Origin of the sequence: Mucilaginibacter terrenus, from assembly GCF_003432065.1 — a bacterium.
In the GTDB taxonomy this organism is placed as follows: Bacteria; Bacteroidota; Bacteroidia; order Sphingobacteriales; family Sphingobacteriaceae; genus Mucilaginibacter; species Mucilaginibacter terrenus.
The window spans coordinates 514,158-526,508 of record NZ_QWDE01000001.1 but is presented as its reverse complement, the minus strand read 5'-3'; the positions used below and the strand labels follow the sequence as shown (position 1 = coordinate 526,508).

Here is a 12,351-nt window from a genome sequence, read left to right as displayed (position 1 = left end):
GACACAGTTACAGATTATTCTTCTACTGGTTTCTGCATTTCATTCATCATATGTGCGACGGTAGTGTCTGGTGTTATGTTGCTCATTGCCACAGTAACTTTGTTTTTAAACCCTGACACAATCTTGTCTGTACCGGACATCAACGCGTCATAGCCGTCTTTGGCAACATCAGCGGGATCAGACAACGAACTCTTATCCTGCACAATCCTGCTGCTCTGCATATCTGCTTTGTTGAAAAAGTCAGTATCTACCGGGCCAGGCAGCAAGGCTGTAATTGTAACCTCAGTATCTTTAATCTCCTCACGTATTGCTTCTGTAATGGACAATACATAAGCTTTAGTACCATGATACACTGCCTGCCACGGGCCTGGGGTCGTACTAGCTATAGACGCCAAATTGAGTATCTTACCCTGGTTGCGGCTTACCATTTCTTTCAGGAAATGTTTGGTGAGAATGGTGAGGGCGCCGATATTCAGGTCAATGATCTTCAGTTCACGCTTTATATCATTATCTTTAAATAAGCCGTAAACGCCCTGCCCTGCATCATTCACCAATACATCTACCAGTAAATTGCGGCTGCTTACTTCTTCGCAAAGTTGAAATACTTCTTCGCGGTTGAACAGATCCTTTTCAATGCTGATCACATCCACACCATTCTGCCTGAACTCTGCTGCTTTGCTCTCAAGTTCGGCCTGGTTGCGGCCCACAATTATTAAATTATATTGGTCTTTGGCAAATAACTTTGCCAATTCGTAGCCTATACCGCTGCTTGCACCGGTAATTAAGGCGTATCCTTTTGTGTTTTCCATGGTTTTATTTTCTAGTTGATGTTTGTTATCCGTTAACTACTTCGCCACCGTTGACGTGGATTACTTGCCCGGTGATGTACGATGAATCGTCTGAAGCGAGAAACACGTATGCCGGCCCCAATTCTGATGGCTGACCCGCACGTTTCATCGCCGTTTCACTACCAAACTCCTTTATCTTTTCTTCCTCAAAGGTGGATACAATCAAGGGCGTCCAAATAGGTCCTGGCGCAACAGCATTTACACGAATCTTCTTTTCTACCAGGTTAGTAGCCAGCGACCGTGTAAAAGTTGTTATGGCCCCCTTTGTTGACGAATAGTCTACCAAATTGGGCGAGGAACGATACGCTGTTACAGAGGTAGTGTTGATGATTGTGTCGCCTTCATTCAGGTGATCAATAGCTGCATTCACAAAGTGGAAATAAGCGAAAATATTGGTCTTGAAAGTAGTTTCAAGCTGTTCTTCGCTGATATCTTTAAACTCCTTTTGCGGAAATTGCACACCCGCATTGTTAACTAAGATGTTCAGTTTACCTAATTCAGCAACTGTTTGTTCTACAGCTTGCTTACAAAACGCACGATCTTTAACATCGCCTGGTATCAACAGGCAACGCTTTCCTGCAGCTTCTACTGCTTCTTTGGTCTCTTGTGCGTCTGCATCCTCTTCAAGGTAAACTATAGCAACATCTGCACCTTCATGTGCATAATGCACCGCTACAGCCCTGCCAATGCCGCTATCTCCGCCTGTAATTAACGCTACCTTACCTTCCAGCTTTCCGGCCGCTTTGTAGGTTGATTTGATATACTCTGGTTTCGGATCCATCTCCGCCTCTACTCCCGGCTGATGTTCTTGTTTATCCGCTATTTTTACTCCTGCGTCATTTTCCATTGTAAGTTTTATTTTGGGGTCAGTTGATGATGTTGGTTCTGTATGTTTCAATTATGGTTTTAATACCACCTTCACACAATCCTCTTCTTTATCGTCAAATATTTTGTATCCGTGGGCTACTTCGCTTAGCGGCAAGGTGTGGGTGATAATGTCGTCCAGCACTACCTTTTCCTGAGTAACAAGATCTATCAGGTGGTCTATATAGTTCAGCACAGGCGCTTGTCCCATCTTCAGAACTATTCCTTTGTCAAACAGGCGGTGCAAAGGGAAATTGTCATAAGTAGAACCATAAACACCCATGATAGTAACCGTTCCCATACGCCTTACCGCTTTAAAAGCCATATCAAGTACTTTCATGCTGCCTACCTCAAAATTCACGGCGGCTTTAGCTTTGTCCAGAAAACTCCGCTCCGGTTCAAAACCTACGGCATCTACACATACATCGGCACCGCGGCCACCCGTCATTTCGCGAATTGCTTCCACAACATCTACTTCGTGAGGATTAAGGGTTTCTACTTTATTTACCGCCCTCGCTTTTTCCAACCGGTAATTCAGCGGATCAATTGCAATAACCCTGCTGGCGCCATTTATCCAGGCTGCCTTCTGTGCCATAAGCCCAACCGGGCCTGAACCGAATATGGCTACTACTTCCCCGCCTTTAAGTTGTGCCCAGTCTATTGCAGACCAACCAGTAGGAAAAATATCTGTAAGGAAAAGTACCTGTTCGTCGGTCATATCATCCGGCACTTTACGCGGACTTATATCAGCATAAGGCACACGCACGTACTCCGCCTGTCCGCCGGAGTAACCTCCATATAAATCAGTATAACCAAACAATGCCGCTCCTTTTTGATCGAGCATGTCACCATTAGGGCCATAATGCTTATAGTTAGAGTTTTCGCAGGCAGGAGATGCGTCATGCTGGCAAAAAAAACAATGGCCGCAGGCTATCGGAAACGGTACCACTACGCGGTCGCCTTTTTTCAGGTTTGTAATTTCAGAGCCAACCTCTTCAACTATCCCCATGAATTCATGGCCCATTATCATGTCTTCTTTTTGCGGAACTCCCCCGCTTAATATATGCAGGTCTGATCCGCATATGGCAGTTGATGTAACTTTTAAAATAACATCGCGGGAATTTTCTATTCTAGGATCAGCAACGGTGTCGTAGCTGATGTCGCCTGGCTTGTGGAATACGGCTGCTTTCATTTGTGTTTATTTAGCTTTGTTTATCAAGATAACACAACAACCTCAATTATAGTTTTACGAAAAAAAATTACCTTAAGAATAATCCAATAAAAGAGTCGAGTCGACAAATGGCTTTTGATAAGCGCTGAAAGTGTTTCGCTTGTAAGTGAAACACCCGGAACAGCAATTTACGGTAAAGATTTAAATACCAACTACTTAACACATCAGAGCGAAACAAACCGAAACAGTACAAAAACTTCACATGATTTAGCTATATCGTTAATTAATAACCTATTATGTAACTGAAAGCAGATTGACAATTTAGAATTGAATGCATCATAAAGCTTAATAGCGAAACAACCATTTTCGATCAAATACCTTAACTTTCCGCCAAATGAAACTTCATACTATAGATACAGGCTTTTTCAAACTGGATGGGGGAGCCATGTTTGGTGTTGTGCCAAAGTCCATCTGGCAGAAGACCAACCCGGCCGACTCAAACAACCTTTGTACCTGGGCAATGCGCTGCCTTCTTATCGAAGAGGGCGACCGGCTGATACTGGTTGACACTGGCATAGGCAATAAGCAAAGTGAAAAATTCTTCAGTCACTATTACCTCCATGGAGATGCGAGCCTTGATAAATGTTTGCTTGCAAAAGGCTTTCACCGAAACGATATAACAGATGTATTTTTGACTCACCTGCATTTTGATCACGTTGGCGGAGCTGTAGAGCGCAATGGCGATAATCTGCATCCTGCATTTAAAAATGCTATTTACTGGAGCAACCCACAACATTGGGATTGGGCAGTTAACCCCAATGAGCGAGAAAAGGCCTCTTTTTTAAAAGAAAATATACTTCCTATACAGGAAAGCGGACAACTGCAGTTTATCGACGCTGAGGACGGCATCAGTTTTTCTTCAGAGATGAAAATACGGTTTGCGTATGGCCATACCGACGCGATGATGCTGCCGCAGATTAATTACAAGGGGAGGCAATTGCTGTACATGGCCGATCTGCTGCCTTCCGTTGGACACCTGCCCCTGCCTTATGTAATGGCGTATGATATGTTCCCGATGAAAACGCTGGAGGAACGTAACCAATACTGGCAGGAAGCCGTAGACAACGAATATGTGCTCTACCTGGAACACGATCCGGTTAACGAGTGCTGTACTGTCCAGGCTACAGATAAGGGCATCAGAGTAAAAGACACCTTCCGGCTGGACGAGTTATAAGTATAAGAGTATTTCTTTCGCAGGTGTAGGTACTTAACAATGTAAAAAAGCTAACTTGTGCTAAGTACTTCTTTTACTTGAAACCGTGTTTTCAGATTAAAAGAATTGCCACTAAAAAGTTGCATGATTAACCACACTGGGCATCATTTTTGCTATAGCAAAATATTGCAATTAATCAATATTCTAGTACAAAAATGTGTAAACAAATGTTTACCTTTGCACGTTCATTCCAGATAACAGAATCGAGGTTATAAAACATAAATGAGACAACTCAAAATAACTCAATCCATTACCAATCGTGAGTCGCAATCCCTCGACAAATACTTACACGAAATTGGTAAAGTTGACTTAATTACTGCCGAAGAAGAAGTAATATTAGCCCAAAAAATCCGCGAAGGAGACCAGGCTGCGTTAGAAAGGTTAACAAAAACCAACTTGCGCTTTGTGGTTTCCGTAGCAAAACAATACCAAAATCAGGGACTTACACTTGGTGACCTTATTAACGAAGGTAACTTAGGTCTTATTAAAGCTGCCAAGCGTTTCGACGAAACAAAAGGTTTCAAGTTTATCTCATACGCCGTTTGGTGGATCCGTCAATCTATCTTGCAGGCTATTGCCGAACAAAGCCGTATAGTACGTTTGCCGCTTAACCAGGTAGGTTCGTTAAGTAAAATCAGCAAAGCATTTAGCAAGCTGGAGCAGGAATACGAACGCGAGCCGTCACCGGAAGAACTTGCTGATATACTTGAAACTACAGTTGATAAAATATCTGACACGCTGAGCAACAGCGGCCGCCATGTATCTATGGATGCTCCTTTTGTTCAGGGTGAAGAAAATACGTTGCTGGATGTATTAGAAAACCAGGAACCAAATACCGACTCTATCCTGATAAATGAATCGTTGTCAGAAGAGATTAAACGTTCATTGTCTACCCTTACCGAACGTGAACGCGAGATCATCGTGTTGTTCTTTGGATTAGGTACCAATCACCCATTATCACTTGAAGAGATTGGTGAGAAATTTAACCTTACCCGCGAACGTGTACGCCAGATAAAAGACAAGGCTCTACAACGTTTACGCCATACATCACGTAGCAAAATATTGAAGTCCTACCTGGGCTAATTATATCAAGTTTTTTTAAAGCCCTTGCTTAGCAGCAAGGGCTTTTTTTATGCATTTGCAATAATGCCGCAGGTAACTACGTTCATCACTAAACTTTATCTGAACGCAGTAGATGTCTAATTTACCTAAGCTTATCTGGTACTTTTATAAACCATTAATGCTTTGGAACATTGCGTTCAGTATCACCTGCCTTTTTTTGGTGTCCGTCTATGGTGTAAAGGTTGCCGGCTTTGTACTCTTCTTTAAGCTCCTGGGCTATGCAGCCACCATTTTCCTGCAAAGTTATACTGCAAAAAACGTGTATATGTATTACCGTAATGCCGGTATAAGCGTGCGCAGAATGTATTTTTACGTATTTTCCCTGGATCTTCTTACTTATCTGTTTGCGCTTGCTATCCTCATTACCTTAACAGCATGAAGGAGCTTAAAGCCGACAGCATACAACTGGAATTTGACGGGCGTAAGATTTTGCAGAGCATATTCTTAAGCTGTAAACAAGGCGAAGTGCTTGGCCTGCTGGGCCGCAATGGCTGTGGTAAATCATCTATGCTGAAGATAATCTTTGGCACTTTAACAGCAACGCATAAGTACGTGAGTATTGATGGTGAGTTCATCCATAAAGGTTATTTAAATAACCGTATTGCTTACCTGCCACAGCACAATTATCTTCCGGCAGGAATAAGAACAGAAAAGCTGGCACGTATCATAGTCGACCCGCAATCGTGGAAGGCGTTTACCAACCTGCCTGTATACCAAAAGAGCTACAATAAGGCGGTTGACGAACTATCCGGCGGACAGCTGCGGCAGCTTGAAACTATGATGATTATCCATAGCAAAGCCGAGTTTATATTACTGGACGAGCCGTTCACCCACATATCCCCTATACAAGCTGATGAATTTAAACCTGTAATCAGAGCTTGTGCTAAGCGCAAAGGCATTATTATTACAGATCATCAGTATTACAACATCCTCGACGTAAGCGACCGCATTGTTTTACTGCATAACGGAGAAACAAAACAGATCACCAATAAAGATGAATTAGTCACTTACGGTTATATTAGCGGCCTATAACATTGCTTTATGACTATACCTATGTACCAGGCCGATGCCTTTACCGACAAACTGTTTGGCGGTAATCCTGCTGCTGTTTGCCCGCTTACCGAATGGCTGCCAGACAACATTATGCAAAGGATTGCAATGGAAAACAACCTTGCAGAAACGGCCTTCTTTGTAGCAAACCCTGATGGTACCTACTTGCTGCGGTGGTTCACCCCGGAACTGGAGATAGACCTTTGCGGCCATGCCACGCTGGCGTCGGCCCATATCCTTTTTACAGAACTTGGCCACAATGGTGACACTATCCACTTTAATACAATGACAGCAGGAACCCTGGTGGTGACCCGTGATGGAGACAAGTACGCTATGAACTTTCCATCACGCCCTGCTAGCCCTGCTGAGTTGCCCGAGGGTTTGCTGGCAGCGTTAGGCGGTAGACAACCTATTGAGGTACTCCGCTCACGGGATTACATGCTGGTGTACAAAACTGAAGATGATATAACATCTATGATTCCTGATCATTCTGCTCTGGCAAAGATAGACACACTTGGTGTTATCGTTACCGCTCCCGGCAAAGATGTAGATTTTGTATCCCGGTTTTTTGCACCTGCAGCCGGCGTGCCCGAAGACCCGGTAACCGGATCGGCTCACTGTAACCTGATACCTTACTGGGCAGGTAAGCTAGGCAAAAATGAGCTACACGCTTACCAGGTATCGGCACGCAAGGGCGAGCTTTGGTGCGAACTGCAAGGCGACCGTGTATTGATGGCCGGCAAGGCGGTAACTTTCCTAAGAGGTTCTATAACAGTTTACCTCGCCAGAAAAGTCTTTTATAAGCTTCTATTTAGCACTTTTTGCTTTAAGGTATAAACCGTAAATTTAAGACCTTAATTAAATTAGTCCGCTACCGCGTTAATGCAGCTTACACAATTAGAGATAAAGGGATTCAAAAGCTTTGGCGATAAGATCACCATTAATTTTAATGAGGGTGTTACCGCTATTGTAGGCCCTAATGGCTGTGGGAAATCTAACGTGGTGGATTCGATACGTTGGGTTTTGGGGGAGCAAAGTACCCGCATGCTCCGGTCCGAAAAGATGGACAACGTCATCTTTAATGGCACCAAAAGCCGCAAGGCAGCCAACCTTGCTGAAGTATCCCTCACGTTCGACAATACCAAAAACATCCTGCCTACCGATTTTTCGCAGGTAACCCTCACCAGAAGGCTTTACCGCAGCGGAGAAAGCGAGTACCGCCTTAACGATGTGCAGTGCCGCCTAAAGGATATAACGGACCTTTTCATGGACACCGGCGTTGGTGCCGACTCCTACTCTATCATCGAGCTGCGCATGATAGACGAGATCATTAATAACAAGGAAGGCTCCCGAAGGAACTTATTTGAGGAAGCGTCCGGCATATCCAAATACAAGCTGCGAAAAAAGCAAACCTTCAGCAAACTTAAAGATACCGAGGCTGACCTGGAGCGTGTAGACGATCTTCTTTTCGAAATAGAAAAGAACCTGAAAACGCTGGAAAACCAGGCGAAAAAAGCTGAACGGTATTACAGGATCCGCGATCAGTACAAGGTGCTCAGCATACAGCTTGCATCCTTTCGGATAGCTGGTTTCAGCAAGACACTGGCAGAGATAGAAGAAAAAGAACAAAAACAACGTGCGGAAAAGACAGCAATTGTTGCGCAGATAGATACCTTGGAAGCAGCCTTGCAGCAGCAAAAGTTGGAAAGCATAACACGCGAGAAAAACCTTGCTGCCCAACAAAAGACAACAAATGAGTTTGTCTCTAAGATCCGTGCTTACGAAAGCGAAAAGCGTGTAAAAAACGAGCAGCTAAAGCATCAGCAGGATAAAGAAGCCCGGCTAAAGGATGAGCTTGAACGCGACACTAATCAGCATAAACACGTTCAGTATAACATTAAACGCCTCAACGAGGAAAAGATGCAGGAGGATGAGAATCTTGCCCGCATTACATCAAGCCTGGCCGATCTTAAAGAAGCCGTAGAGGAACTGCGTGCCGAGCAAGCGGAAGCCCGTGGTGAGTTAAATGAACTGAACTCGGTAAGTAACCGCCTGCAAAGCCAGGTTTATAAAACAGAAAAGGATATTGATATCCTGAATATACAGCAGCAGGCCCTGGAACAGGAAAGCCTGCGCAACATGGAGGATGCCAGTAACAAGGAGGTGGAACTTTCGCACTTTAACCAGGTAGTTGCAGAACTTGCTTCGCGCGCAGACACTTTAAAGAGCGAATATGATAGTGCCGTTGACATCGAGACCAAGTTACAGGAACAGATTGCTGATACAGAAACCCAGATAAAAGCCATCACAGCGGACATTGCTGCTGATGTGCGCAAACTGGACGCGAAGCAGAACGAATATAATCTTACCAAAAGCCTGGTAGATAATCTTGAAGGCTTCCCGGAGTCTATACGCTTTTTGAAAAAGAACACAAGCTGGGCAAAAAACATTACCCTTTTCAGCGATATACTTTTTTGTAAAGAAGAATACCGCATTGCTATTGAGAATTACCTGGAGCCGTTAATGAACTACTATGTAGTGAACAGCTACGACGAAGCCATAGCAGCTATCAACCTGCTGGGTAATTCTTCAAAGGGCCGGGCGCAGTTCTTTATACTCGACAATTTTGGTGGGGAAAATGAAGCTGCTGATCACAAAAGTTTAGAGGTTGCCGCTGTGCCAGCGTTGTCGGTTATTGAAGTGGATGAGCGTTACAAGCTGTTGTGCGTACACCTGTTAAAAAACGTATACCTGATAAATGACACTACCGAACAGGATATCAACAACGCTGTTCTGCCGGACGATGTTGTACTTATCGGCAAGAGCGGCAAGTTCAATAAATCTAAATTTACCATGGCCGGCGGATCGGTAGGCTTGTTTGAAGGTAAGCGTATAGGGCGGGCTAAAAACCTGGATAATCTGCTTAAAGAGATAAAGCAGGCAGAAGCACGTATCAACAGCCTTAAAAATAAAAATGAGGAACTGCAAAGCACGTTAACGGCCCTGAAAGCCGCGGGTAAAGCAGCAGAAATACGCCAGAAGCAGGTAGAACTTAACCAGTTGAATACAGAGCTGGTAACTGTAAGAACCAAACAGGAGCAATACCAAGCGTTTATAGAAAACAGCTTAAATCGTAAGCAGGATATAGCTAATCGCATTGCAGGCATCAAGAACGATATCATCACTTTACAACCGCAGCTTTTAGACTTGAAAGCTCAAAAGCAGGAACAAAGCGAACTGCTGCTGGAAAAACAACAGGTCTTCAACGAGTTGAATGAGATGTTATCGGTACGCTCCAACGCTTACAACCAGGAGAATATACGCTTTCACCAGCAGCAAAATAAAGTATCAGGATTAGTAAAGGACCTGGAGTACCGGGAGTCGCAACTGGAGAACCTGGACAGCCGCATAATGCAAAACAGCAGCGAACTGGAAAAGGTTAAAGCCTTGATTAAGGAAAACCTGCAGCATACTGAAAACAGCGACGACAGTTTGCTGGAGATGTACGAGCAAAAGGAGAACCTGGAGAAAGCCACGCAAGAGGCAGAACGAGAATACTACCAATGGCGTGGTACTATTACCGAAAATGAAAACGAGGTAAGCAACCTTCGCCGTAAAAAAGACAACTCGGAAACAATAGAGAACGAGCTTAAAGATGCCCGCAACAACCTCAAAATAGAACTGAATGCATTAAAAGAGCGACTTTCCGTAGAGTTCAACGTAGATATAACAGATCTTCCCGAAAAAGAGGACACGCAAACTGGATCTGAAGCCGACATACGGGATAAAACTGAAAAGATGAAGCGCCAATTGGACGATTTTGGCGCTATAAACCCGATGGCTGTTGAGGCGTATAACGAAATGAACGAGCGCCACACCTTTATACAGGCACAAAAGAAAGACCTTGCGGAAGCTAAAGCCTCTCTCCTCTCTACCATTCAGGAGATTGATGATACCGCGCGGGAAAAATTCATGACGGCCTTTACATTGGTACGAGAGAACTTCATCAAAGTGTTCCGTTCCTTGTTTAACGAAGAGGATTCATGCGATCTGATACTTTCAGACCCTGACCGCCCGCTGGAATCGGATATTGACATCATTGCACGCCCAAAAGGCAAGCGGCCGCTGTCCATCAACCAGCTCTCAGGCGGAGAAAAAACACTCACGGCTACAGCCATCCTTTTCTCGCTTTACCTGCTTAAACCGGCACCCTTCTGTATTTTTGATGAGGTTGATGCCCCACTTGATGATACCAATATCGACAAGTTCAATAATATCATCCGTAAATTCTCAAAAGAATCGCAGTTCATCATCATATCGCATAACAAGCGCACAATTGCTTGTACAGACATAATTTATGGTGTTACGATGGTAGAACAGGGCATATCGCGTGTAGTGCCTGTAGACCTGCGCCAATTAGCCGACTAACAAAAAAGGTGCACCAAACAGGCGCACCTTCAATCAATCATATGTCAGCAAAACTACTTTTTAAATGCCGGCCTGCTTAAAACCATGCTCCTGAATTTCGGCGCATCAAGTTGAATGGCTGCTTCGCGGGCCTGGTCTATCGTCATTGTCCGCTGCCGTTGTGTACTTTGTATCTGCGGCGTATTAATAGTGTAAGTACCGGTTTCCACAAACTTTAATGCATGAGCCAAAAGCGTTTCTGTTGGATCGCCAAAGTCGTGGGTCACGTCATCAAAATCTTTAAAACCCGGATAGTCCGGACTAGCTGGTAGCATACCGGTGAAATATCCACCCTGGTTAACCGAGTTCTTGGTTTCAAACATCGGTGTGTACATCTGGTATTTATTTATTTGCAGGTAGCTAAAACCAACAGGTTTGCCGTAAGTTGTTGTACCTATCAGCTTGACGTCCATAACAGGTTTAAGGTTATTTATCAGTAACTCACTGGCCGATGCAGTTGAACCAGTCACAATAAAGAAAACGTGATTAAGAGCAAGTGCAGGTACGCTCACATCTTCACGGCTAAACATTGAAATATTCCTTTCTTCAGAGTAGTCAAAATCAGCATAAGTATAGCTCTTTCCGGTCTCTTCATCTTTGCGTGTCTGCTTTCTTAACAAATCATCTGCTTTACCGCTCTGCATCAAGCTATTATAATAAGTAGTGTACATTTTAGAGCCTACCTTGGCTGCAGGTGCTATTACATTAGCCAGGTACTCAGATGTTTCTACCCTGCCACCACCGTTGTACCGCAAGTCAACTACCAGTTCTGTAATGCCTTGTGCAGCAAATTCGTTAAATGCCTGGTTTATATTTGCTTTGGAGTTGTCAAGAGATGTAAATTCATTAAATACAAAGTATCCAACTTTCTTGCCCCCCTGAGTAATAACCTTATAGTTATAAACCGGGTTAATGGTATAAGTGGCAGTATTTAGTGTTACATCAAAAGTTGATGCATCAGGCCTTTTAAGCGTCATCGAAATAGTAGTACTGTTGGCGTAGGCATTAATAACAAAATTAAGGTTCGCTCCACCTCCACCGTCACCATCGTAGGTAAGGTTGGTTCTATTATTTATCTTGGTAATCTGATATCCCCGCTTAATTCCCGCTGTGGCTGCCGGCGAATTAGGTGCAACATATCTTATACGCAAATCGTCCAGATCGTTCCATATCGGCGCGAAACCAAAATCTCCGGTAACTCCGTTAAGTTCCTGCGATATACTACCATCGTCTATAAAAGAATATTTTGGGTGTGTGGGGTCAGCAGCATAATACTCGTAAGCCTTGCCCGTAGCAGGGTTTATCTTATACTGAGAAAGCGCAAACAGCTCCTTGTTCAGCGCGTCAAGGTCGTTGCTGCCGGTATATCTCCGCGGTTGAAACGTAGCGTATTCGGGGATCGCGTCATTCCAGTAATAAAGCTGTTTTTCATAGTAAAATACCGAGTCGCGCATAAGATCAAGCTCGCTTGAAGCAACTTTCTCTTTCTTACACGAGGTCAGCATTGCTGCCGATGCTATAATAAGGTATATAAATTTACGCATATAGTTTTTATG

10 protein-coding genes are annotated in these 12,351 nt (G+C 44.0%); 6 read left to right on the top strand and 4 right to left on the bottom strand.

The features are described from left to right. Positions 1-14 precede the first annotated feature (14 nt). The 3 genes from DYU05_RS02175 to DYU05_RS02165 are packed head-to-tail and all read right to left on the bottom strand — an operon-like array spanning position 15 to position 2,904. Positions 15-809: an SDR family NAD(P)-dependent oxidoreductase gene (locus DYU05_RS02175; protein ID WP_117381336.1), complete on the bottom strand. Its 795-nt coding sequence runs from the start codon at positions 807-809 to the stop codon at positions 15-17. A 25-nt stretch (positions 810-834) separates the two neighbouring features. Beyond that, on the bottom strand, positions 835-1,746 hold the full coding sequence (locus tag DYU05_RS02170; protein ID WP_317127847.1) for an SDR family oxidoreductase: 912 nt from the start codon (positions 1,744-1,746) through the stop codon (positions 835-837). Then, entirely contained in the window at positions 1,747-2,904 is a 1,158-nt protein-coding gene (locus DYU05_RS02165) for a zinc-dependent alcohol dehydrogenase (RefSeq protein WP_117381335.1), read from the bottom strand. It abuts the gene before it with no gap. A gap of 373 nt (positions 2,905-3,277) precedes the next feature. Between DYU05_RS02165 and DYU05_RS02160 the strand changes: the two genes are divergently transcribed. From DYU05_RS02160 to smc, 6 genes are all read left to right on the top strand, one after another. Continuing rightward, positions 3,278-4,117: an MBL fold metallo-hydrolase gene (locus tag DYU05_RS02160; protein WP_117381334.1), complete on the top strand. Its 840-nt coding sequence runs from the start codon at positions 3,278-3,280 to the stop codon at positions 4,115-4,117. A 261-nt stretch (positions 4,118-4,378) separates the two neighbouring features. After that, positions 4,379-5,239 carry a sigma-70 family RNA polymerase sigma factor gene (locus DYU05_RS02155; RefSeq protein ID WP_090466905.1) on the top strand — a complete coding sequence of 287 codons (861 nt, stop codon included), beginning with the start codon at positions 4,379-4,381 and terminating at the stop codon, positions 5,237-5,239. 157 nt (positions 5,240-5,396) lie between these two features. Then, positions 5,397-5,657, top strand: coding sequence for a hypothetical protein (locus DYU05_RS02150; protein ID WP_165851979.1), 261 nt, complete (start codon positions 5,397-5,399; stop codon positions 5,655-5,657). After that, positions 5,654-6,310, top strand: coding sequence for an ATP-binding cassette domain-containing protein (locus DYU05_RS02145; RefSeq protein WP_117381332.1), 657 nt, complete (start codon positions 5,654-5,656; stop codon positions 6,308-6,310). The genes DYU05_RS02150 and DYU05_RS02145 overlap by 4 nt, the downstream gene beginning before the upstream one ends. 9 nt (positions 6,311-6,319) lie before the next feature. Beyond that, positions 6,320-7,165, top strand: a complete 846-nt coding sequence (locus tag DYU05_RS02140) for a PhzF family phenazine biosynthesis protein (RefSeq protein ID WP_117381331.1) — start codon at positions 6,320-6,322, stop codon at positions 7,163-7,165. A 45-nt stretch (positions 7,166-7,210) separates the two neighbouring features. Beyond that, complete coding sequence (smc, locus tag DYU05_RS02135; protein WP_117381330.1) at positions 7,211-10,756, top strand: chromosome segregation protein SMC; 3,546 nt, start codon at positions 7,211-7,213, stop codon at positions 10,754-10,756. 53 nt (positions 10,757-10,809) lie between these two features. On the opposite strand, the gene DYU05_RS02130 is transcribed toward smc, so the two are convergent. After that, positions 10,810-12,339 (bottom strand): S41 family peptidase, encoded by a 1,530-nt coding sequence (locus DYU05_RS02130; RefSeq protein ID WP_117381329.1) that lies wholly within the window; start codon positions 12,337-12,339, stop codon positions 10,810-10,812. Between the last annotated feature and the right edge of the window lie 12 nt (positions 12,340-12,351).